Annotated in this window: 20 protein-coding genes and 1 tRNA gene; 5 read left to right on the top strand and 16 right to left on the bottom strand. The window is 39.6% G+C overall.

Annotated elements, in window-relative coordinates:
- Positions 1–703: 703 nt before the first annotated feature.
- From G613_RS0104835 to G613_RS18490, 3 genes are all read right to left on the bottom strand, one after another.
- Positions 704–1,612, bottom strand: a complete 909-nt coding sequence (locus G613_RS0104835; protein WP_029231580.1) for a hypothetical protein — start codon at positions 1,610–1,612, stop codon at positions 704–706.
- 127 nt (positions 1,613–1,739) lie between these two features.
- Positions 1,740–2,783: a hypothetical protein gene (locus G613_RS0104840; protein ID WP_029231581.1), complete on the bottom strand. Its 1,044-nt coding sequence runs from the start codon at positions 2,781–2,783 to the stop codon at positions 1,740–1,742.
- A 178-nt stretch (positions 2,784–2,961) separates the two neighbouring features.
- A complete protein-coding gene (locus tag G613_RS18490) occupies positions 2,962–3,804 on the bottom strand; it encodes a hypothetical protein (RefSeq protein ID WP_155828035.1) in 843 nt (280 codons plus the stop codon).
- 1,577 nt (positions 3,805–5,381) lie between these two features.
- Between G613_RS18490 and G613_RS0104855 the strand changes: the two genes are divergently transcribed.
- Both G613_RS0104855 and G613_RS0104860 read left to right on the top strand, forming a co-directional pair.
- Complete coding sequence (locus tag G613_RS0104855) at positions 5,382–6,203, top strand: DUF5688 family protein (RefSeq protein ID WP_029231583.1); 822 nt, start codon at positions 5,382–5,384, stop codon at positions 6,201–6,203.
- Between the two features lie 63 nt (positions 6,204–6,266).
- Complete coding sequence (locus tag G613_RS0104860; RefSeq protein WP_029231584.1) at positions 6,267–6,578, top strand: hypothetical protein; 312 nt, start codon at positions 6,267–6,269, stop codon at positions 6,576–6,578.
- A gap of 262 nt (positions 6,579–6,840) precedes the next feature.
- Here the strand turns inward: G613_RS0104860 and lepB are convergent, their stop codons facing one another.
- On the bottom strand, positions 6,841–7,545 hold the full coding sequence (gene lepB, locus G613_RS18495) for a signal peptidase I (protein WP_029231585.1): 705 nt from the start codon (positions 7,543–7,545) through the stop codon (positions 6,841–6,843).
- A gap of 334 nt (positions 7,546–7,879) precedes the next feature.
- Here lepB and G613_RS0104870 point away from each other — a divergent pair, with 334 nt between their 5' ends.
- Positions 7,880–9,037 (top strand): hypothetical protein, encoded by a 1,158-nt coding sequence (locus G613_RS0104870; RefSeq protein ID WP_029231586.1) that lies wholly within the window; start codon positions 7,880–7,882, stop codon positions 9,035–9,037.
- A 96-nt stretch (positions 9,038–9,133) separates the two neighbouring features.
- Here the strand turns inward: G613_RS0104870 and G613_RS0104875 are convergent, their stop codons facing one another.
- From G613_RS0104875 to G613_RS0104885, 3 genes are all read right to left on the bottom strand, one after another.
- Positions 9,134–9,412, bottom strand: a complete 279-nt coding sequence (locus tag G613_RS0104875) for a hypothetical protein (protein WP_029231587.1) — start codon at positions 9,410–9,412, stop codon at positions 9,134–9,136.
- A 93-nt stretch (positions 9,413–9,505) separates the two neighbouring features.
- Positions 9,506–10,270 carry a hypothetical protein gene (locus G613_RS0104880; RefSeq protein WP_029231588.1) on the bottom strand — a complete coding sequence of 255 codons (765 nt, stop codon included), beginning with the start codon at positions 10,268–10,270 and terminating at the stop codon, positions 9,506–9,508.
- 2 nt (positions 10,271–10,272) lie between these two features.
- On the bottom strand, positions 10,273–11,322 hold the full coding sequence (locus tag G613_RS0104885; protein WP_029231589.1) for a hypothetical protein: 1,050 nt from the start codon (positions 11,320–11,322) through the stop codon (positions 10,273–10,275).
- 1,071 nt (positions 11,323–12,393) lie between these two features.
- On the opposite strand from G613_RS0104885, the gene G613_RS0104890 reads away from it, so the two are divergent.
- Positions 12,394–12,834, top strand: coding sequence for a hypothetical protein (locus G613_RS0104890; protein ID WP_029231590.1), 441 nt, complete (start codon positions 12,394–12,396; stop codon positions 12,832–12,834).
- 261 nt (positions 12,835–13,095) lie between these two features.
- Positions 13,096–14,463, top strand: a complete 1,368-nt coding sequence (locus tag G613_RS0104895) for a tyrosine-type recombinase/integrase (protein WP_029231591.1) — start codon at positions 13,096–13,098, stop codon at positions 14,461–14,463.
- Positions 14,464–14,548: 85 nt separating this feature from the next.
- Here the strand turns inward: G613_RS0104895 and G613_RS0104900 are convergent.
- From G613_RS0104900 to G613_RS0104940, 9 genes are all read right to left on the bottom strand, one after another.
- Positions 14,549–14,621, bottom strand: a tRNA-Pro gene (locus tag G613_RS0104900).
- Positions 14,622–14,714: 93 nt separating this feature from the next.
- Complete coding sequence (locus tag G613_RS0104905) at positions 14,715–15,782, bottom strand: substrate-binding domain-containing protein (RefSeq protein WP_029231592.1); 1,068 nt, start codon at positions 15,780–15,782, stop codon at positions 14,715–14,717.
- Positions 15,783–15,887: 105 nt separating this feature from the next.
- Positions 15,888–16,553 carry a hypothetical protein gene (locus G613_RS0104910; RefSeq protein ID WP_029231593.1) on the bottom strand — a complete coding sequence of 222 codons (666 nt, stop codon included), beginning with the start codon at positions 16,551–16,553 and terminating at the stop codon, positions 15,888–15,890.
- Positions 16,554–16,664: 111 nt separating this feature from the next.
- Positions 16,665–17,099 (bottom strand): hypothetical protein, encoded by a 435-nt coding sequence (locus G613_RS0104915; protein WP_029231594.1) that lies wholly within the window; start codon positions 17,097–17,099, stop codon positions 16,665–16,667.
- Between the two features lie 95 nt (positions 17,100–17,194).
- Positions 17,195–18,163 (bottom strand): transglutaminase domain-containing protein, encoded by a 969-nt coding sequence (locus G613_RS0104920; protein ID WP_029231595.1) that lies wholly within the window; start codon positions 18,161–18,163, stop codon positions 17,195–17,197.
- 47 nt (positions 18,164–18,210) lie between these two features.
- Positions 18,211–19,287, bottom strand: coding sequence for a hypothetical protein (locus tag G613_RS0104925; protein WP_155828036.1), 1,077 nt, complete (start codon positions 19,285–19,287; stop codon positions 18,211–18,213).
- 109 nt (positions 19,288–19,396) lie between these two features.
- Positions 19,397–21,235: a hypothetical protein gene (locus tag G613_RS0104930; RefSeq protein WP_029231597.1), complete on the bottom strand. Its 1,839-nt coding sequence runs from the start codon at positions 21,233–21,235 to the stop codon at positions 19,397–19,399.
- Positions 21,236–21,421: 186 nt separating this feature from the next.
- Positions 21,422–22,798, bottom strand: a complete 1,377-nt coding sequence (gene radA / locus G613_RS0104935) for a DNA repair protein RadA (protein WP_029231598.1) — start codon at positions 22,796–22,798, stop codon at positions 21,422–21,424.
- 91 nt (positions 22,799–22,889) lie between these two features.
- Entirely contained in the window at positions 22,890–23,300 is a 411-nt protein-coding gene (locus G613_RS0104940) for a hypothetical protein (RefSeq protein WP_029231599.1), read from the bottom strand.
- Positions 23,301–23,394 lie beyond the last annotated feature (94 nt).

Raw genomic sequence — 23,394 nt, forward strand, 5'->3', positions numbered from 1 at the left:
GGAAAGGAGGTTTGACAACACCGACTGACCTCTTGGTCAAACAACTGGTCAAACAGTTTTTGCTTTCTCAGATACAGTATACGAAATAGTATAACTCCATATCTTCCATACCGATTTAAGTTTACAAGCCTATGATTACTGCTATAATTATGCTATTGGTGCTACCTAAACGGTCGCGGTTAGTCCTCTATCAGGGAGTACAAGCCCTGTTAATATAGAAACTCGCAAGAGAATACCTATAGGAGGAACCTGCCCTATGATAACCATGGAAGGCTTGATTGCAGTACTTGCGCTTTGCGCAACATTCTTCGGTCTCGGCTATTCCATAGGTCGGAATAGCAAGCATTAAAATAACCGCTCAGCCTCGAAAACTAGCGGTTATTTTAATAATCGTATAATTTCGGACTAGCCGTTGCTGTACGGGTAGTACCTTTTTGTATCTTGAATATAGCATTAATGCCGTCTTGTGTCAAAGAGTTTTCTGCTGGTTGTCAGCCTTAGCACCCAGTTAAGATGCCTTAAAGGTGCAGAAATAATTAAGTCCCCTGCCTGGACTACAACGTTTATCCCCATTGCCGGGCTTGATACCTGCAAATGGCATCTTATGTGGTGGAAAGCTTACCCTGCTCCATCTACAGCACAACTTTTTACGATGCTCTTACATCGGAAACATCTCTATTTCTGTCTTCATTATATCATTTATCTATCCCCACTTATCTGCATATTCAACAAGTTTAAGAAAATCGCTTATATCTTTAGATATCACATCATCCACGTTAACCTTGAGCACATCTGGATATTGTGCATTATAAGCAGGTCTCATCAACTCATCATATGAGGCTTTTAATTTGTTTACCGTCTCTTTGTCTGAAAAATCTGTATTTATGATGTTGTAACGGATGTTTGCAATAAGATCCTGATTTGTTGCAATATCAGTGCTTGCATACTCATTAGATGATTTTCTTACTTCATTTGGCACATGAACCTCAATGCCAAAATATTTTCCGGATTCAGGATCATCATTAGTCTTAGTTTTCTTGTTTGCCAGCATCCTTTCCTGAGTTCTGATCAGGTTATTATTGTAGTCTTTCATAGCCTTGCTAATAGCTTTGGCCTGATCATCATTAAAGCCTTCGTAAGCACGGTTATCAACAACCTTCTGTGCTACTTCCATCTTTGCATAATCTCTGTAACTGAGATATCCATTCTTTAACTGACTTCCGACACCTGTTATCAAATCTCTTGCTGCAGATAACTCCTCATCATTAAATGAAGCTCCGCCAATTTTATATACACCCTCTGCATTTTTGCTTACCGGTATATCTTTTTCATATAACGCGCTGACAGGATGATTATTCCAGGAATCTCTTACTTTTTCCAATTCTTCAGCGCCTAAAGCAGAAATAGACAAAGTAGCTGCCGTATCTGAGAAAGCAGTATTTATGTTAGATTTATCACTTAGTTTATCGGCGACAGCGTTCTGTAAGCCACTGCTCTTATCCTTGTTCACAGACTTTGACTGCACCTCGTCACGCTGCAACTTTGCAGCATATATTTCCTGACTAATGTCTTTTACCTGTCTGTTCACTGAAGTTATATTGATTCCTGCCATAATCATCTACCTCCTTGTACATGATTTGTAAATATCACAAGGGTTTCTCTTTTTCCTTTCGGCATCAATCCTTTATCAGATAATACTAATGTCACCAATAGCATCATCTATGTCATGAATAGCCTTCTTATATCTGACTGTCAACAGCGCTGCCCTTAACATCATTTGAAAGTAAGCTCAGCTTATTGAGGATATTCGTAATTTCAGAATTAACAGCATTCTGCGTATCCTTCATAGATGCACTCTCAGAAATAATAGTTCTCTGGGCATCCTCTGCTCCCATGCTGTCAGCTTCTGCACGTTCTCTTCTTGCAATAGCCCGTTTGGTATCAGCACTGGTTCTTTGGCTCTCTGCTGCGTGTTCCTTGATATTCTCTATCATTTCCTGCTGCATAGCTTCTTTTTCGAGTTTCTTTGCTTCTTCCTTCTTCTCTTCTTTCTTCTTTTCGGCAGCCTCTTTGGCCTCTTCCTCGCGCTCTTTCTGCTCTTCATCTACATGCTCAACTGCTTCCTGCGTCAAAAGAGCTATCGCCTCACCGTTTGCTGCATCCATAATCTCTTCAGCTGCATCCTGTGCCTTAAGCATATCTTGTGACTTAGCTCGTTCTCTTTTCATATCTGCATAGCCCTGAACATTTCCCATCTGCTGCGCTTTGGCCCTGTCTATATCAAGAGAGTTCTGCTGATTTGCTGCCACATAATAAAGTGCTTTCTGTTGATACTCCGACATTTTACTGATCTCTTCATCAGTTAAACCATCTTTGGAATTATTCAGCTTAAACGCCAGCTTTGACAGCTCTTTGCTCTCTTCCCCTTCTGGATCAATACCATATTCTTCCTGAAGCTCTTTTAATCTGGCATCATTCTCCATCGTGTTCGCAGCCTTTTCGTTTATCTCATCCTGAAGACGTTTTATCTCATCTTTAATGCCCTGCATCTGTGCATCCAGCTTCTTCTCACCGCCAAAAGCATCTGACACAACCTTAAGTGCCTGTTTTCTTGCAAGGCCCTGCCTCTGCTGAACAAGGCTTTCCCCTTTCAGATTAGCACCGGATACTGAGGACAGATTGCCACTCTTATGTACAGACTGCCCTACACCTGTGGTAGCCCGGGCATTATCCTGATTTTGAAAAGGATTAATTTGAACATCCGTGTTCTGTTGTATTTTCATAAAGCACCTCCAAGAGAATCTCAGGTGACGGAGTTAGTTGTTTTACAAAAACACTGACCGCTCCCCGCATTTCTACATACTCATCCTTATCTATACATATATCGTCACAAAACAATTATCACTTAAGCCCTGACATCAAAAGTACTGCTTTTAGTTTTATTTGAAATTAGCTCTCCGCTTATATCAGAAATTGTTCGACATTTCTTTTGATGAGTTCCATATCTAAAGGTCTTTCACGGGTTTCTAGTGTAATGATCAGATTGTCCCCCAGCAAAAGCCCACTCTTTTCATAATCCATCAGCTTGCCCATGTTCCTAATGACATATGAAGCTTCATCCACTTTTCCAAGATGTTCCCAATATATTGTCTTATTGTTTCTGACATTGAGAAGTACAAAGTCCGGATATACATTTTTTCCTGAAAAAAGAGTGTACTTAGGCTCGCATTGATACGGAATCCCAGCTTCATAAAAATAATCAGCCAGTATTTTCTCAGATTTTGACCTGACATAATCTCCCCGATTTGTTCTTATATCCGGTTCATCGTCAATTGTATTCATACCACCAGGATGCATTTCCATCCAGGTATTTATTATTGTCTCCTTGTCTGGTCTTATTGGAGTGACCAGTCTTTTACGGCCTTCGCACATATTTTCATATATTGCATCTATACTGTTTTCATCATAGTTTTTTATAAAACGGCTAAGCCTTGCCTTAGTAGTATTCAAATGCTCGTACATCTTTTCATCATATTCACGCTGAGCAAATAATCTTACTTTTTCCTTCTCTATAGCAGGCATATATTTGGGAGAGTTAGTTCCATTCTCCACAAATAGATACTGTATGTTCCCATGACTTGATGTGACTTGCAATTTGCCTTTTTCAAGCCCTTTATATTGCTTCAACCTGCTAGTTTCCTCGGCAATCAAGCTTTCTATTTCCAATAAATGCTGTTTCAGTTCCTTTGTTATGTTGTTCACTGTAATTCTCCTTTTGTCGTTTTTTCTATTAACTGTTTTCACATATAGGTTTTCACATATATTCCTTTTTACGATTCCTTTTTGTATTTGCTTACTGCAAAGATTCATATTATTCGCTTTGTGCAGTAAAGAATAATTTCTATTACTGCACAAATGCAAATACTAACATGGGTGCAGTATTATTTTTCTATTATTGAATTGTCCTGCCAGATTTATTACTGCAGGAAAAAGATATTTAGAGATCTACAGTAAATATTTTTTCCATTTACTGTAGAAATATGAAAACTAAGATAATTGCAGTAAACACCTTACTGCATAAATATAGTTTTTTACAAGATACAGTATTAAAAGAAAATATCTACTGCACATTTCAGAAAAACATATAATATGCAGTAAAACTCTTACTCTCTACACTGTTCCAATAGCGTTTTTTATGCGTTTTTTATATTAGGAAATCCGAAGGAATTTCATAACACATAAAAAACCGCTCAGACTGAGCGGTTTTAATCAATCGGAGTGACGTGATTCGAACACGCTTTACAAAACGCAAACCCGCATAGAAAGGAGGTTTGACGGCATCAGCTAGACCTTTGGTCACCAACTTGGTCACCAATTTTATTAACTAACAAATGTAAATAAAAAGCCATCTACGAAATGCAGTGTAGCTCATAATCTTTATACCGATTTGAGTTTACACGGCATTTTTCGTTACCTATAATAATAACATGGTGCTACCTAAACGGTTGCGGTTAGTCCTCTATCAGGGAGTACAAGCCCTGTTAATATAGAAACCCGAAAGGGAATAACTATAGGAGGAACCTGCCCTATGATAACCATGGAAGGCTTGATTGGAGTTTTGGCGCTTTGCGCTACGTTCTTTGGTCTTGGCTATTCCATTGGTAGGAATAGCAAGCATTAAAATAACCGCCCAGCCTGCAAACTAGCGGTTATTTTAATAAAACCCTATTTTCGGACTAACCGTTGCTGTACGGGTAGTACCTTTTTTGTACTTAAAATATAGCATTAATGCTATATTGTGTCAATTTTCAAAGATAGATGTAGATATCATGTAGATATCAGAAATTATCAATATCAGTTTCAATACATCTATACCATTCCCAGCAGCTTCGCAGGTCTGCCCGAGCTCCCAGACCAATCATGCCCCTGATCTGCACCGAGCAGATTCAAAAGCAGGGCAGACAATGAATGATATTAGTCTACCTCCAACGCGCTTCAAAAGCGCCCCTTTTTTTAATCCGCATTTTCTAATTGACCATCCCTTCCATATTGACTACTTCCTAAGCCCTTTCATTTCTCTATCGGTTTGCAAAGAGCATCATGACAGGAAATCCATATCTGGCAAGTGCTGCCCTAACGGCGTATCGTTCCTTGTCCCTTGTCATATATAGATTTCCCGTCTTTTAATGATGCAGCAAACCCGATAGATAGCGAAATGAAAGAACTAAGGAAGCAGTCAATACATATGAAAGGAGGTGGTCAATAAGGTAAATAGCGAATTTAAAAAGTTAAAAGCACCCCTCAAGAAAAGCTCATTCAGAATCTTGGAAGCAATCTCCAAGAGCAAGAGCCAAAAACCAAATAAAAAAGGAGTTTTCAAAATGACGAAAGATTTAATTATTGAGGAACTTACAAACAGAGGTTACTTCGTAAAGGAGCAAAACATAATCAAGAATGGTTGTGAAATACTCGGACTTACAGTATTTAAGAATCCTGAGGATAAAATAGCACCTACTCTATACCCTGACGATATTTTACAAGCTGCTCTTAATAAAAAAATGTCAGACGAGGATGTAATAGAAGAAATCATCTGTATGATATCGAAGGACCTTGACTTTGACATCAATCTTTTGACAAACATTGACTACATTGTTGACCACGTCCGTGTAGGCGTTCAGAGAGTAAGTGCAGAGGAGATTGTTAAACGCCAAAGCTCTTATGAAGGAATAGAAGAATATCTCTATCTGAGAGGTTCAAGCAACAGGCAGTCCTTTAGCGTAAAGATGAAGCCTCAAATGCTTAAAATGGCGGGAATCACACAAAATCAGCTTTTCAAAATCGCTGAAAGAAACAACCACGAAGAGTTCACTGCAGAGCCACTATTCTTAAGTATTCCGGGACTAGCAGATAACATCGAGATTGATGAAACGGATGCAGCTTCACAAATCTATGTAATCAGCAACGGACTTAGCTTTAAAGGAGCGAGTGCAATGCTTGATAAAAAGGGAATAGAAGAACTTGCCGAAAAAATCGGTGTTCACGAATTTGTTCTTATTCCTTCATCAATCCACGAGTGTATTTTAGTACCAAAGACAGGCGAGGTTGACATGGATTTCTTTGATAGCATGGTAAGAGAAGTCAATGCCTGCGCTGTAGAGAACAGAGACCAACTAATTGATAGAGCATATCTTATAACACTTTAAACAATAATTTTATAGTCAGGAAAAGCCTTAAGGCTTTCCTGACGGAAAGGATAAAAATATACAATGAGCAACGAACAGTTAATATGGAACAAAAGAATTGAATTGATGAATGCCGGTATCATCGGAAAATCCGGAAATCGACTTGTAAAGAACGGAGAAAACGGAAAAAAGGAATTGATTGACGAGCCGGAACTGATTCACACCGCACGAGAATGGAAAAGAAGGGGATATAGAGTAATGCGCCAGCAGCAGCCGGTATCTAAGCTTGATATTTTTAAATTCACAGGTAAAACAAAGGACGGAAAGAAAGAATATAAGACAATTGAAGCACTTTTCTTTGCAGCTTCTCAGGTTGAAGCCATAGCAGATATTTAAAGGCAAAAAAGAGAAGACAGTCCAGATTGTAAGCAGTCTGGACTGCTCTATATTAGGGAAGAATAAGCTCCCCTGATATAGAGCCCCAAATGAACACAAGCCATTCTGTTTCAAAGATCCAGAAGGCTTGTGTTGCTTGGTGAACCCCCACGCCCTATATGGAACGTTCTAAGGCCCGTTCCAAAGCCCGTTCCCCAAACCCTTCCCAGAAGCTGTCCTTTGTTGGGGAAAATTAGTGCCAATGCTATCTGTTGTATGTTCATCAGCCTTCAGGAGTGCCCTCACTTGCCTTGCCGGGAAGTGCAAATGGAAGCTGACCAATGTACTTACCGATGATTCTGTCACAAGAGATATAAGGCTCATTCCAGTATCTTGCATCAAGTGAGTTCTCTCTGTTGTCACCAAGAACAAATACATATCCGTCAGGTACAGTAAATGTCTTGTTTGAGTTTGTCTCAACATTTACACCGATATATGCGCTCTCGTCTGCCTTCAAACCGTTGATGTAAACAAAGCCATTGTGGAACTCAATCTTGTCACCCGCAACACCGATAACTCTCTTGGCGAAAATCTTGCCGTACTCGTCAGACCAAAACTCAATGACATCGCCCCTTAAAGGCTCTGACTTCTTGTAAGCAAGTCTGTTGTAAACTGCGGTATTACCCACATTCAACTTCGGCTCCATTGAGCAGGATGCAACATTTGTGATTGCGATTACATGATTAACGATGATATAAACGCCGATAGCAGGAATAACAATTCTAAGGATGTACTGAAGCCAAGATGGAATAGCACCGCTATTATTCTTCTCTTGCGGAGGAAGCTGCTCTAACCTTATATCTCGTTTTACATCATGTACTAAACATACGGCCATATATAGTATTAAGAAAATAAAATACAGAATGATCCATATTTTTAGCGTATCCGGACCATTGTTGTCCGTAACCAATATTGTATCTGTTGGCATTTATACTTCTATCCTTTTAAAAACCTTACTAGTAGATTAAAATTTCATGGTAAAACAACTGTAATTATACATTTTTTTACTGATTTTCCAAGATATCTTAATCTAATTCTTAATCTTAAATGAAATTTTATTTCGTTATTAAATCTCTTGCATTTTATATGGCAGCATGATAGCATGAATCGGCATAGAAAATGAAATAACTCGGCTCCGAGTTAGTAGATCGGAGCCGAGTTATATTGCTGTAAATCGGGTAATTTCCCCGATAATATGGCATGGTATAGTAATATCAGGGCAAAGATAAAACAATAAAAAGTAATTTTGGAGGAAATATATTATGTTAAAGAAAATTATGGAGAAACATTTATTTAGAGTAATTACAATAATCGTATTGTTGTGCGTAGGTTCAGTCGGCTATGTAACAGCAAAAGAGAGAAAAGCGTGGTCAGCGGAAGTGTCTGAGCCGGGAATGGGATTACCACACGATCAGGCTGTAAGGGTTCAGGAACTTATTGACTCAGGAATGAGCTTTAGCGAAGCATACGCTATTATGCTAGGCGAATATAATGTACCCGTTGAGTACGATACGCCATCGGCAAGCACCAATGCAAATACTCAGACAGAAACTAAGTCTGCGCCTTCAACAGAGGCAGCGCCTTCAACATCAAATACGGAAAAGTCAGAGTCTAAGACAGAACCAAAGACAGAAACTAAGCCTGCAAAGGTTTACGCTCATGACTTTGATGCGATCACGGATGAGGCAAAGGATAACTTCATACACTTCTCAGAGGATGGTACACCTGATAGCATGTATCTTAACATCAGAGCAGAGTCAGCGATGAACACTATTACTGGCAGAGAGCTTAATGCTACAACATCAGGTAACGAGGTTGGAACTATCAACTACGTTGACGCTGAAGGTAACGTGCTTCACTCATGGGTATTTGAGAACTGGAAGTCAGATGATGATTTCTACCTTGATCTTTCAGCATACCTTGAGCCTTATACATCTGAGGAACTTGTTGCAGCATACAAGCTTTCTTTGCAGGATGTGACACTTCCCGAAGGAAATACGGTAGTTCTCAAGGTGCAGTCACCTTATGCTGATGGTACAATTGTAAATATCTTTACAGAAGAAACAGGAGAGCTTAAGGAAACAGGCAAGACTCTTACTGTATCAGACGGATACATCACATTTGAGTTTACAGATGCTATTTCTACACCTGTTATGTCACCTGAAACTCTTATTGCGGTAAATACATCCGAAGAAAAAGAAGATTTATCCAAGGATGCTGTTGCAGCGGAAGCTGCTCCAGCTGAAGCTGTTAATGAAGCGGTTCTTGAAGTAGAAACTCCAGATCCTGCTCTTTCAACTAATACAGAAAACGTACAAAAAAATAATACCAAGTATATCATTGGTATTATCTGTGCAGTCTTGGTAGTGTCTGCTGGCGTCTTCGTTGTTAATAACAAGAAAAGAGCAAAGGCAGCTTAAAATCCACTTCTTCTTTGATACAAAAAAGCAACTGATTGATTATGAAAAAGTGCGTAAGTCAGTAATGACTGAACTTACGCACTTTTTTCATTGTTGTTACATAGAAAGCTCATCCACAAATCTCTGCCGTTCCTGTTTCGATGTCGTTACCATGTTAATCTTATGGTCATTCTCAGTATAACGAATATTGCCTTCGCCATCAAAGCTGACGCCCTTATTATCACATGATAATAGTGCTACAAGCTCCTCCACCTGTTCTTGGCTTAAACCGTCAAGACGATAAAACGTCAGCTTGTTGTCTTTTTGCTTTTCGAACATGATTTCACCTAAATCATAAAGGTATACCGTTAGGTCAAGCCCTTGATCGATTGTCATCAGTATTCACCTCCTTTCTACGTATTCCTTATCTCCCCCCAAGATTATTATATGTATATTTTGGGTTTTCCCAAGTTGGTTTATTGTTTTTTGTTAAATCAACATTTCAGGTGGTGTATATATCGGCTTTGTGGTCATAATTTGCACTTCCCACAGTTTATTCTTTATGTTCATTGCAAAACGGTAATCAAACAGATAATTCTTATTATCTGCGTTATCTACCACTTCATAATATGGGCCTCTCCATATGACTGTTGAACCATCATCATATGTACAGTATTCTACGTGTAACATTTTGAGTATACCATCTGGACCTATGAGATCTGAGATGATCCGGTTCTCAATTTGATCAAGACAGATTGTTCCGTCATATGGTGTTTCAAGCGTTGATTCCCATACATAAGCATAAGATGCTTTATGTGTTGTCCTGTCATATTCACCCGAAACTTTAGTCTGAGTTATTCTTCCTATGCATCGATATCCCTTGTGTGTCTTTTTGGGTTGCAAACCGCGTTCAGCGTTGGCCCGTTCTCTAGTGATACGTAAAAGATTTTGATTTAAATTCCTTTGCCTTTCAGCTTCTTCTTCGGCAGTTTTAACCTTCTTTTTTGCTTCAGCCACCTTTTCTGAAGCCGCCTTATCAATTTTCTTCTTATAATTTAATGCCTTCTCCTTGAGTGTGTTCATTTCACTGGCATGTGATACTTTCAAATTATCAATTTGCTCTTTTAATAGCCTTTTTGTTTCAACAATACTTTTGTATTCCTCTGCACTCATAACAACATGCGTAGGAACATGCAAATCATCCCCTTTTTTCCAAACCATATATCCTGATAGATTACCAAACACCCTTTCCACTTTTATAGTCCCCTTAGATAATTATTTGCAACTACTGAAACTCTGTTATGGCCCAAGGCTTTACTTGTAAGGAAGAGCCCTCGTCGATCCATCCGTTTGCCATATTCGTCTTTTCTGAAGACATAAACATCTGACTGATATTTATTTTTTGTCCCTTTATTTACGCGATCGTAAGGAATACTATCTATGGGGCGACAATACTGCCTGTAGACAAAATTGGCATAATCAGAGCGATAACTATGTATATCCGCGTTAGAGTTTACATGCATCCACACCTTTTCATCTCTGGGAGTATTCCTGAATCTTTCCACTATCTGATCAATATTTGGGCCTACTATCGGGGATATCCTTTCTCTTCCTCCTTTTTCTTTGAGATAAACAAAATACTCGGATTTATCAAAGAGCTGCGCATCCCTTAGGATGTTCAAATGTCCCTGTTCCTTTGGCGACAATTCACGCTCATGAGATTTTTGTTCTAAACTTGCAACTGCTTTATCAATCTGATCCCGTGTCATAAGGTCCTTTCCCCTCAGTGAAGAAATTCCTTGTCGACGTGCCCCAACTCCACGACAGAAAGATATAAGTTCAGCGTTGTTGGTCTTAGAAAAATGTTTGTCTCTCACAACATCAACACGACTTCGGACAATATCCTCTCTGCGTCGTGATGGAGCTTGAAAGTAATTGGGATCATCCGGAAGAATACCATAAATCTTAGAAATTGCGCTACGATCTAAATTTATGGTCCATGCACTTAAGTGTCTACCGTTCCGATCAGTATAATCAACTCGTGATTGAAGCCATTCATTTACAAATTTTTTTGATTGTTTAAGACTTGTAACTTCAGGATGATGCTCTCTTACGTATTTGGAAAAACACTTGCCATGTTTCATATAACTGTGATAAGAACTATAGGAAAATATTTTATCTCGATATGTTCCATCAGCAATTGCTTCTTTTTTACTTGTATTCTCTCCAGCATGAAGCATTTTTGTTAAACGATCATACACTTGTTGAGATAAATCTCGTTTGTACTTTTTCGATTTATAGCCCATTTTGCTGGTCTCCCTTCTTAATATGGTTGATTTATAAATTACATACAAATAAGACTTTCGTCTCATTCAATATACTGAAGTTAAAGATAAATCAGCTTCCTCAGCCCCTAAAGAACGAGAATGCAACAGGTTTTTATATAAGAAAGGTTCTGTCTCCTTTCCTGTTCATCAAAAAGATGATACATACAAACTTTTTCTGGTTATGTTCCCAGCCATTATTTCTTCAGTTTATAGTTTTCTGCCTTCCTCTTTTTGGAGTGAGGTTTGTGAAGATCTCCGCTGATATATGGTAATCAACCTACCGGTCCGCATCATAACCGCTGCGTTACGTCCTTATTTTTGATTTCGTTGAGTTCAGGTCTCACCGGATGTCAGCCATCGCCTTCGTTGTTATACAGCCAACGTTGCGTTCTTTAAACTACAGTTACGTGGTACTTTTCCGTTTCATGCTTTTCAATATGATTTCCAGCACGAATTGTGATCCTTATTGCCTCGATTAAGATGTCATCGGCATCGCTTAGCATCACCTAAGAGTACCAATCTTAGCGGTAGCGAAGATTAAATCATCTAACCACAAGCATATTATACGTAGGAATAGGAATTTACCAATAATAGCAATTGTTATTTTTTGTTTATATAATTTTGTAATACAGATAATCATAAAATACGGCTCATAACGGTTTACCCGTTCACGATTCTGAGTAAAACCACCTCAATCGTAAATCGGGTAAACCGTTATTTCTCTCGCAACGTTTATACACTTCAGCTTAACAGAGATTATTTCCGTAATAATTTTGTCTCCATTCAAATTCAATACTCCATACGCATGTCCATCTGCAAAGTAAAAATATTTACAATGTGGTTATTCTATAATCTGATTTCTGTCATTTCATTTTTTCGCCTGTCCCTATTTTTGAGTAAAAGCACATAAACGTTCCTAAATCTGAGAATATTTGCAATTTCTTCTCTTTTTTTACGATCTACGTATAATAACAGAAATGAATTTTTGAGCAGCTCAAAAGCAACTAAGAAACCATAAACATTTTTCATCAAATCTGGAGGTATATATAGATGGGAAGAAGAAAGAACAAATATACACCGAAGCATTTCGAAAGCAGTAGCGGCGGTGGGAAGTTTATTAATCAGCTTGGGAAAGAACAGCCCGATACCAGTTCAAACATATATGAAAGTATGCTTCAGTCCAAACAATTCAAGAGTCTGACCAATAAGCAGAAAATTCTGTATGTTTACTGTAAGTCGCAATATTATGGCAAGAGAAAGCCCAAACACGACTACGAAAAGCAAGGTTTGTACCAAGAAGAGAGCTACTTTTACTTTAACATTCAAAGAGCGCTTGACTATGATTTATATACAAAGTCAGGGCACAGCGATTTTTACAAAGATATGAAAGCTCTTGAAGAAAAAGGTTTTATCAAGAAGATTAAAAGCGGAAAAGCTCACAAGGAGAAGAACATATATCAGTTTTCTGGTGAGTGGTGGGCGCGTGAATGAACTATCTAAGTTTATTTATGACTCCTCTGAGCCAGGTATATCGTATGGTAATGTTTATATATGTGGTGGGCTTTTCCACCACATAAAGATTTCCATTTTGCAAAAGAAGTGGTGGATATGCCCCTCACAACAAATTACATTTTGGCCGTTGTGGATGAAATAACCCTCACTTGGTACTGGTGGACATGTCCCTCACTCACTAAAAACAAATCCTAGTTGCCTATTCATAGTTTTACAGCAGAAAGGAGGTACTACATACAATTGAATCAAGACAAAGAATTATTTAGTACTTCCTTAACTATGGTAGTACCGACTAATCATAATCCAAAACATCCTCTCAACAGCGATGAAATTTGCGATAAAATCATCTGTCTGCAAAGACAAAAATCCGAGTTTCATTTTTCTGCAGAATATGCTAGCCTTAGTACAGCTGATGCTGTCATCCGTGAATTGGAAGATAAAATAAATAAACTAAAAATTCAGCATTTGGAGAATGAACTCGGCAAAAAAGTAGCCATCATCAAAAAGCCAAATAAGACGCTTTTTAGAGTCGCTTTTACAATCAACGGAAAGCACTCTCAGATTGCATCAACATCGGTTGATAAGCTTTATGAAAAGATTTTTGGGCATCCTATTCAACTAGGTACTGGTTATAAGCCTGATTGCACTTTGCAAGAGGTATACGACCTCTATTCCAAGTCTAACCACACACCAATTGTGGACAATGAGGGCACTATTATTTATCCAACTTCCACAGCCCTTCGCAAAGATCAAGCTTGGAGGAAATACTGGGAAAAAGACATCATTGTGACAATGCCCATAAAAAGTATTGTTGTAGGTGATATCATTGATGCCTTTAAGAGGTTAACTGCCAGTCGAAGATATACTGCTAGACAGATTGCTCAAGCAAAAAGTGTACTAAAACAAGCTTTTGACCATGCTATTTGGTTAAAGCTGATTGAAACTAATCCAGTTGTTGCAATGCCTAACACTTCTTGTCCCAAGAAAGCTACTGCTTCTTCTACCAAGAAAGCAACAAATGCTGAAACAAGAGAAAAGCTTGAAAACTATCTCAGTAAACTCCCTAAACAGACCGTCTACACACTTGCAATCAGATTTTGGCTCAATATCATGCAAAGATCTGGCGAATGGCGTGCTTTAACTTGGGACGACGTTGATTTTGAAAGAGGAACTATCATAGTAAGACATTCTCTGACTCACAGAGAAATTGATGGAAAACTGGTCACAATCGATGATGAACATCTGAAAGCCGATGAAGCAGCCCGTGAAATTGAGATAACAGAAAAAGCCATCTCTATTCTTAAAGAGCTTTATCTGCTAAATGGGCAAAAGCACTATGTCTTCAACAGCTCCCGTGACGGTCAATTACCAATTGCAGGAAATCGTCTTAATGAGAACATTAAAAAGTATTGCAAGATAGTTGGTATTGAACCCCTTTCGACACATTGTCAGCGTAGAGGAGCTATTCAAGACGCTTATACAGCAGGAATGCCCGAAGATCAGATAAGAGCTACCGCAGGTCACTCAGACAGCACAATGACTAGGTATTACAACAAAAACAACAACAGTACACTCAGTAAAGAACTACAGACCAAGATATTTGGCTAAAGGTCACCGTGTTTGGTCACCAATTGGTCACCAATTTTTAAAGAATTGCAAAAGAAAAACCGCTCAACTGAGCGGTTTCTGCAAATCGGAGTGACGTGATTCGAACACGCGGCCCCTACCTCCCTAAGATAGTGCTCTACCAACTGAGCCACACCCCGACGACGTTCTCAATTATATAACGACAAAAATAATAAATCAACCTAAAATTTTATATAGCACAAAATGTGGCTATTTTCCGAATAAGGTTCTCCTTAATCACCATCCTGATCGTCGTAGTAATACACACCATCAAGGAAGTCCTGAACATTTTCCTTACTAATCTTTACATAATCGCAGCCAATGTAATGCTCGTTGCCTGCGCCCTTTAGATAGTTGATTGCTGCATTAGCGGCGCGATGAGACTGAAGAACATAATCATTGTAGACAGTTCCTGCAAGCTTTCCCTCTTTTACCATATCAACAGCCTCAGGAAGAGCATCAACGCCAACAATATATACATCTTCTCCGGGCTTAAGTCCTGCATTCTCTGCAGCTATAATTGCACCAAGAGCCATAGAATCATTATTGCAGATAATCACTTCCGGGGTAAGTTCCTGTTTGATAGCCTTGGCAACTATATGTTCAGAAGTAGCCTTATCCCAATTGCCAACTTCATCCAATAGGCATTCCATCTTAAGGTCTGCATTCTTGAGCGTTGATACAGAATAAAGAGTTCTATAACCCGCATCGATATTCTCAGGTGCTCCCTCTATCATAAAATACTGGATTCTGCCATCTCCGTTTCTATCAAGTGTCTTCTTGCCAAGCGCCAAAAGAAGTTCGCCCTGGTAAATGCCTGACTGTCTTGCATCACAGCCCACGTAGCACACATTAAGGTCATAGCTCTCCCATCTGTTTTCCTCATCACCACTGGGTTCTCTGTTGATGTAAACCAGTGGAATATTCTTGGAAGCAGCCAAATCAGTAATTAAGTGTGCCACAGAAGAATTAACCGGGTTGATGATAAGCGCACTAACGCCATCAGCTATAAGGCTTTCAACCTGAGATAGCTGAACCGATTCATTATTGGCACTGCCGTATAAAATTATGTTATCTTTGGAAAATCCCTTAGAGACAAGGTAGTCAACCAGCTCCTCGCTGAACAAGGACATAAAGCTATCGGTCAACTGATATATACATACCCCAACCTTAACACTACTATATGAACTAAATGCAACAGATTCCTCAGCTGTATCAGGCTCTATTGTATGTGAACACCCCATCAAAAGAGAAAGAGTAAGCACTGCTATAAGTAAATAGCAGGTCATTCTTTTTTTCATTTTTATACGCCCCACGTTATATTAAGCAAAACAAGCTAAATTTAGCAACGCTAATAATATTAGCACAAAAACAACTTGTTTTGAATAGAAACTTGATAATTTTCATCAAATACTATTCTTATGGCATTTGTCTATAAATAACCACAGTCCCACCATGAAAACGATTCCGGCAACCAGCACATATTGGATGCTTATGCCGGGTCTTTTTACGCTGTGATCGATAAGGCTTTCACTAATGTCCTGATACAAAATCAGTCCTGAACTGATGTTATTCGTGTTTACAGTCAGAACATCCGCATCCGGTGTGGAATCCTCAAAGAGTTCGTACTCTCCCATATTGTTGGAAAGGTAGTAATAAGACCTGTCCTCATTGATCAGATAAAGTGGAATATCCATCTGAATATCCACATCAGAGGACATGGCGCCCAGAGGAACCTCATTTCCATCTTCAAAAGCCTTGGATGCATCTATTTCCACATAAATGCCTTCATTAAGATTACCAAGAACAACCTCGTTCTCTTCAATTGCGCTGCTATACTCGCCTTCGATAAGCTCATCCTCAGCCTTGTCGGAGACAACAAAATAAAAGGTGAGCTGTGCATTGTCACCTTCACTAATCCTATCAAGTTCTTTTTGGGTAAAACAGGAAGTCACAACCTTAGAATAGTCTCCGAACCTGAATTCAGGCGCAGTGACCTCATTGAGACTTGATGAATCCAGTACAATATCGACTGTTCCTTCTCCATAAGAAATATGAGTTACTTGATGCATACTAAACACCCCTGTGGCATCTACGAAAAGACATCCATTTCTTCACCATAATAGTAACACCCCGAGAGCATTTATTATATTAACAAAATCTTATAATTTTCTTTATATTTCTTAATATTCTTCTACGCCGGTACTACCATCTTCATACTTGATAACCCAGTACCCTTTTCCAGTACCACAATCCTCATGGTACTCCTTATCGATGATCTGAAGCTCTTTAACTTCCTGAGTAGTGGCCTCTTCTTCAGTCTTTTCCTGTATGTCAAAAGAACTCTCAAATGCCGCAGCAGCAAGAGGAACAATCGTATCCTCCTCTGGCTCAAGCTCCAAAGTCTCTAGCCTGTTTGCAACCTGCTCTTTTTTATTAACGACTACATTCCCGCTTTCCTTATCTACAGTTACAACCGGTATATCATCATCTTTTCCAACAGCCCGTTCCAAAGCATCATGATAAGACGGAACAAAGCAAAACAGCATTATATTTATTATGAAAGCTCCAAATATTATTCCTGATACTGCTATTGTCGCTCCAATTAATCTTCTCATCGTACCTCCATGTAAAAAAGTTTTTCTGACACCCAGATTATATATCGTGCGTTCCATTCAAAAACTTCAGTCATTTTGGAATAATTTTTTCAATATCAGAAGTCAACAAAATAGCTTTCCTGTTTCTCGATAGGTCCTGCAGGATAGCTGTCATAAGTCTGCTTATAGTATCCTGATCCCTTGGCATTCTGCATCTCAGCATCAAAAATGTACCACTTGTTCTTGATCTTAACCTCTGTCCAGGCGTGATCAGTTCTGCCTCCAAGCGCCGAAGCAACGGTTCCTGTACATACCCTGGCGGGATATCCAAGTCCTCTTGCCACATAAGCAAAGGCCGCAGCATATCCATAGCAGTTCCCTCTTCTGCTGCCCATTGTCCTGGCCGCATAACTGTCAGTCCATTCTCCGCTTGGTTTTTCCAAACTTCTCTCATATGAAATATATGATGAAAGGTAATAAAAGCTTGCTTCCAGCTGCTCCGATCTTTTCATAGTCTCGTCGCAGCTATTAGCAAGTATCATTGCTGCCTGATTCATTACAACAGAATATGGTTGAACAATACTGCCATCCGCCTGTTTCCATAAAACTCGTCCGCCGTAGTAGATAAAGCGTCCACCATTAGTACCTTCATCGCCCTCTCCGGACTGCTCACTGACAACTTCTCTTATTTGATCCTTAATCCCCTCCGGAACCCCATGGAGAGCATTTTTCCCGATGCTTACCACAGTCTCAGGAATATAAGCACCGGATAAGTTTGGAGGATAGCATAAAAGCTCTGTATAGTACTTGTCATAAAGGCATCCGCTATAAGAAGCATAAAATGGGTTACTCTCGCTAACAGTAATTGAACGAAGGTTGTTCAGATTATAAAAAGCATTGCTGGTGATGTCATAAATATCACTACCTATATGGATAGTAGTAATCCTGTAGTTGCTCTTAAAGGTAGTGGAATCAATAGTGCCATAGCCGCTAGCCTTTGCTGGTACATCACCAGTCACAAGCAGCAAAAGAATAAGCATAAATGATATTATTAAGTTAATAACCCGTACCATCAACTTATTCATACTTTTGTTCACACCTTGACTTTTAATCTAACAATATACCCGGCTCTTTACTTATTATATTTGGTGTAATAACTATCTAGCTTGTTGCCGCTCATAGAATTACTGTTCTTCTGCTTATTTTGAGTAACCTTATAAGGAGGATTGCCTTCAACTAATGGTGGTCTTGTAGACTTCACATCGGTTTCTTTTGAATACTCCACATAGTGCTGAATATCATCAGCGCTGGCGCTGGCATCATTTCTTGGATTTTTTCCATATCCGGCATATCCTGAAATCGGATCTGCATAAGCTTCATGATTATCGCAAACCACCTGGCACCACTGATCTGTCCACTGGTTAGCATTGACATGAACCCATTTAAGCGGTGGATATGTAAGGTCGTTCGTAGGATCATTTGTTACAGATACCATAATCTGGTCAAGATAGTCCAGGATCAGTCCCAATGCCCTTGTTGCTCCGGCGCTTGAATACTCGTGGCCGATGAACACACCATAGGCAGTTCTGTAAATATTTCCTGTTTCTGTATATTTACCGGCATTACAATATGCTCTTACAACAGCAGTAGCATAGGTAACCATCTCTATCTGTGTATTTTGGCCATTGGTAGAAACATTATCATATATATCCTGCGCCAGCTGTTTGGCAACATTCCTGGCCTCAATGTCCTGACGGGCATTCATTCCTCCATTACTGTGAATTTCCTCCGGAATAACAACAAGCCCATCTTTCTGTTCTGAAGTTAACTGATAGGATGGAACGATATATTCGGTTTTGCTGCTATAAGCCTGAGTACCACGAGTAATTGCAGCATTACAGGTACGTTTTTCTGCTTTTCCATGAAGTGCCCAGTGCTCCACAAGCTTATATGGGTCTGCTCCGAAAGCAGCTCTTAAATCAGCATAATTCAAAAAATAATACAGGGGATTATATCCATCTGTCTTCGCGTAATCCACGCCATTATAGACAGTTGTACCCTTTATCAGCGTATTATATGTATCCTCTTGAAGCTGTACAGTATCGTTATAAGCATTTACATTTATCTTAGGGAAAAGACCTGCCGACATCCCCATAATCAGACATATTAAAGAAGTAATGATTCTCTTCGATAAAGACTTACGTAACATCCCATCGCCTCCAATTAACAAGACACTTTCTAAAAAATTGCATCAAAAAAGTGCCAACAAGATTTCATACATAAATCTTATCGACACCTTTTCATAAAAATATTATACTTTATTTCGTTTTATTTCTTTTTATATTAACTACTGAAATGAGCATTACGCAAAGCACGATAAGAGCAAGCCTTGCCCCAGAGTTCATGCCATTATCACCTGTATCTGCTCTTCTTGCGCCAAGCACCTGTCCTCCCTCAGCATTTTCGCTATCCGAATCCGCCGAAAGCTTTCCGGATTTGGTTTCCCCGGTATTGGAAGACAACTTAGTTTTGCCTGTTACAGCAACGCCTGTCTTAACACTATCAGAATCGTCTCTGGAAGTTCCAAACACATGTTGAGAGTTGCTTACGACAGTCTCTGCACCATCTCTTGCGATTACTCTTGTGACCGCCGAACCTGTACTGTTTTCCTCTGCCTTTTTATCAGCTTCGTTTTTAACAAGAACCAGCTTACCCTTTTCTAGTGTAATATCATAATAGGCTGTGGCATCTCTGCCGTTACTATCTACAATATGAATATCAGTAATCTCGTTCACGCATTCGCCGGGGCCTGTAAGGCTTCCGTTAAAGGTAGCCACAATTTCATGGCCCTTCATAAGGCTTCCTGATGAAACAGTAGTATCCGTATTAGTCAGTGTCTGACCATTGTCATTTTGGACAGTAGAACCTGCGGTAACAGTGATCTTCTGCTTGTTTACTACTCTTGGAACGTTGGTTCCACCGGCAAGAAATTGGCCATTTGAATCTGATATACTGATTTTATCAGGCTTAACCTCTTCTCCATTGAATAAAAGTGGTATTACCTGAAACTCATTATTCTTGACCTTGATATACGCTGAATCCACATTAACCTTGAAGGTCTGACCCAAAAATGTAAATATTGTGCCCCTGCCCTTCTGGATTCCAAGATCATCAAAAGAAAAATCGACATCAGCACTACTATCAGATGTGGAATTAGCTCCTAAAAAGACTCTCTTATCTATTTCCTGACCGTAAATGCCAAATTGATACTCCGCAAGAACTGTGCCCTCAAGGTTAAGAACTTCAATAACATATCCGCCAACATACTCTCCGTCATCTAATATGACTCTTTCAAGTTCCTTGGAATACACATTGAATTTAAGCCCTGATACATCAATTACCGGCTTCTGAGGTTCTGTCGGCTCTGAAGGCTCTGTCCCCGCGCCCGGAGCTACAATCTTGCTGTCATCATAAACGTCGTTTGAGTCATCGTCCGAATCATCGTCTGAATTCTCTTCAGAGTATGTCTCCTGTCTGGTCTTTATAACGCCGTCTACATGAATAAAGACGTCTCCATTTGGAGAATCAGTCAGCGCCGTTTTGAGAACATACCAAACCACAAACTGGGTCTTTGGATCAAACTCAGGTACAACAGTTTTTATTTCTTCCGAAGTTGGATAATATAATAGATTGTCCAGAACATTATTAAAGATGGTAAAACCGTCATCATCAAAAGCATACGGTCCCTCTATATAGTTCGGATCATAGACAAAATGATTACTGTATGTTGCATCATCGATTCTTATCGGCTGTGAATAGTCCGACATAGGGTGACCTTGGGGTTCATTAGGAATATCCGAATCAACTCCATTTCTAATGAAGAAGCAAACGTCTAATCCTAATGAAGCCTTTCCACCTGCCCTTAAAGAAACCGCTGTATCAGTTTCCTCGACTTCGGCAGGTGCTAGATCTACCTCTTTACAATCTTCTGAATCCCCTCGTAAAGCTTCATACACGGGTAGTTCCGGTTCAGCCACAAGCGACAGTATTTCAGTAGTTTCCTCGGCATGCGCAACAACACTACTGCTCCCCATTGCAGTAATAATCAAAGCCGCAGCGCATATGGATACCAAAGTTTTACTAAACAGCTTAGCCATCACCTTTTTCACAACTCCCTGTGTATATTAAAGATATATGATTAACATACTCAAATATCATACCAAACAAAAAATCACAAATACAATCATATTCGGAATGTTTTTTGTTCATTTTCACCCCTTTATGATTGAACGATTAATCATGCCTATTTTCGGGGCTTTGCGAGATTCAAATTTTCTAATTTTTTATAAGAGTTTCATAGCATCGGAAACAGATGAAACTCCAATTATCTCTATTCCTTTGTAGGCCTGTTTAAGACTGCTTTCAAGGGCCTTTGGCACTATGCAGGTCTTAAAGCCAAGCTTTTTGGCCTCCTGAACACGGGACTGAGCCATATTTACTGCCCTGACTTCTCCTGAAAGGCCCACTTCTCCAAAAGCTACCACATCATCGCTGATAGGCTTATTCTTGAAGCTGGATATAATAGCAAGACATATGCCCAGATCCAGCGAAGGCTCTGCCACTTTCATGCCGCCTGCCAGATTGATATAAGCATCGAAATCTCCCAGCTGCAAACCGATCCTCTTTTCCAAAACAGCCATCAAAAGATTTACTCTGTTATAGTCCGTTCCATTTGCCTGCCTTCTCGGGAATCCAAAGTTAGTGTGGGTCACAAGGGCCTGAACCTCTATAAGGATCGGTCTTGTTCCCTCGACAGAACAAGTTACGATAGATCCACTTGCTCCCTCAGGTCTTCCATCCAGCATAAACTCTGATGGATTGGTGACCTCAACCAGGCCTTTTTCCTGCATCTCAAAAACGCCAATTTCATTGGTTGAACCAAAACGATTCTTGACTGCCCTCAGAATCCTGTAGGATGCGTGTCTGTCCCCTTCAAAGTACAGAACCGTATCCACCATATGCTCTAAAACTCTGGGGCCAGCAACCTGGCCTTCCTTGGTTACATGGCCTACGATGAACACTGAAATATTCATACTCTTGGCTATGCGCATCAACACAGACGTAGACTCCCTTACCTGTGAAACGCTTCCTGGAGCTGAAGATACTGATTCATTTACCATAGTCTGTATTGAATCGATGATAATAACTGAAGGCTTTGTTCTGATAATTGCTTCTTCGATATTAGAAAGATTGGTCTCACACAGGAATTTAAGACTCTCTGAAAAGCTTCCAAGCCTGTTGGCCCTTAGTTTGATCTGCCTTAAGGATTCCTCACCTGATATGTACAGGACATCTTTTTTATCACCTGAAAGATTTCCTGCCACCTGCAAAAGAAGCGTAGACTTTCCGATACCCGGATCTCCTCCCACAAGAATAAGAGAACCCTGTACCAGACCTCCTCCCAAAACTCTGTTAAGTTCCCCGATATGTGTATCAGCCCTGTCTTCATCCTTCATTTCTATTTCAGAAAGGCTTACAGGCTTAGCGAAATCTCCTCCGCCATTACCTGATGTTTTACCGGCTGAGGCTTTGGTTACGGGCTTAACCGTCTCCTCTACAAATGTATTCCATTCTCTGCAGCCCGGACACTGTCCCATCCACTTAGATGATTCATATCCGCAGCTCTGGCAAAAGAAAACTGTCTTTATCTTAGTTGCCATTTTTCCTCCCAACAAAAAAGAAAACTTCTGTGCACCAAACTTGTTACCTCGTTAAGTACACAGAAGCTATTCTCACTAATGCAATATAACTTTACTTCTCAACTCTTACTGTAGCCTTGCCCTCTGTGGAGAGCTCTACGCTAAGATTAAGTTTTCCCCCAAGGTTTGTGCTCATCTTGCCTATACTACTGCCATTTACAAATACACTGTATTCAGTATTTTCCAAAAGGCCCAGTGTAATCTGGGCATCACTAGCGCCCTCTACGCTAAACTCAACTCCCTTATCTGTCTCTTTAAATCCAAGTACAGCAGTTCCGGGAACTGATTCATATACAAAGTTTTCGTTACACTCAAGTTTGGTAATATCCTTGAAGGTCTTAACCTTTAAAAGGTCTCCGTTGTGCTCAAAATTCTCAACCTTCTGCTTCTCGGAAAGTTCATAGTTACCAAAGCTGATGCTACCATCATTCTCGGCGCGGAGTAACTCCTCAACGACTGCCATATTAAACCTCCTGAATGATAAAAAATATAAATTGTGTCAATGTGCCTTTGCATACATATTTATGCACCTACATTATAAAGCATTACAAGGCCAT

The sequence above is a fragment of the Butyrivibrio sp. VCB2006 genome (assembly GCF_000420945.1).
Lineage (GTDB): Bacteria > Bacillota > Clostridia > Lachnospirales > Lachnospiraceae > Butyrivibrio.

What these genes read in the sequence shown, in the direction of transcription:
- G613_RS0104835 (WP_029231580.1), bottom strand. Translation starts at nt 1,612, where the DNA reads ATGGCAGGAATCAATATAACTTCAGTGAACAGACAGGTAAAAGACATT.
- G613_RS0104840 (WP_029231581.1), bottom strand. Translation starts at nt 2,783, where the DNA reads ATGAAAATACAACAGAACACGGATGTTCAAATTAATCCTTTTCAAAAT.
- G613_RS0104855 (WP_029231583.1), top strand. Translation starts at nt 5,382, where the DNA reads ATGACGAAAGATTTAATTATTGAGGAACTTACAAACAGAGGTTACTTC.
- G613_RS0104860 (WP_029231584.1), top strand. Translation starts at nt 6,267, where the DNA reads ATGAGCAACGAACAGTTAATATGGAACAAAAGAATTGAATTGATGAAT.
- lepB (WP_029231585.1), bottom strand. Translation starts at nt 7,545, where the DNA reads ATGCCAACAGATACAATATTGGTTACGGACAACAATGGTCCGGATACG.
- G613_RS0104870 (WP_029231586.1), top strand. Translation starts at nt 7,880, where the DNA reads ATGTTAAAGAAAATTATGGAGAAACATTTATTTAGAGTAATTACAATA.
- G613_RS0104875 (WP_029231587.1), bottom strand. Translation starts at nt 9,412, where the DNA reads ATGACAATCGATCAAGGGCTTGACCTAACGGTATACCTTTATGATTTA.
- G613_RS0104885 (WP_029231589.1), bottom strand. Translation starts at nt 11,322, where the DNA reads ATGGGCTATAAATCGAAAAAGTACAAACGAGATTTATCTCAACAAGTG.
- G613_RS0104890 (WP_029231590.1), top strand. Translation starts at nt 12,394, where the DNA reads ATGGGAAGAAGAAAGAACAAATATACACCGAAGCATTTCGAAAGCAGT.
- G613_RS0104905 (WP_029231592.1), bottom strand. Translation starts at nt 15,782, where the DNA reads ATGAAAAAAAGAATGACCTGCTATTTACTTATAGCAGTGCTTACTCTT.
- G613_RS0104910 (WP_029231593.1), bottom strand. Translation starts at nt 16,553, where the DNA reads ATGCATCAAGTAACTCATATTTCTTATGGAGAAGGAACAGTCGATATT.
- G613_RS0104915 (WP_029231594.1), bottom strand. Translation starts at nt 17,099, where the DNA reads ATGAGAAGATTAATTGGAGCGACAATAGCAGTATCAGGAATAATATTT.
- G613_RS0104920 (WP_029231595.1), bottom strand. Translation starts at nt 18,163, where the DNA reads ATGAATAAGTTGATGGTACGGGTTATTAACTTAATAATATCATTTATG.
- G613_RS0104925 (WP_155828036.1), bottom strand. Translation starts at nt 19,287, where the DNA reads ATGTTACGTAAGTCTTTATCGAAGAGAATCATTACTTCTTTAATATGT.
- G613_RS0104930 (WP_029231597.1), bottom strand. Translation starts at nt 21,235, where the DNA reads ATGGCTAAGCTGTTTAGTAAAACTTTGGTATCCATATGCGCTGCGGCT.
- radA (WP_029231598.1), bottom strand. Translation starts at nt 22,798, where the DNA reads ATGGCAACTAAGATAAAGACAGTTTTCTTTTGCCAGAGCTGCGGATAT.
- G613_RS0104940 (WP_029231599.1), bottom strand. Translation starts at nt 23,300, where the DNA reads ATGGCAGTCGTTGAGGAGTTACTCCGCGCCGAGAATGATGGTAGCATC.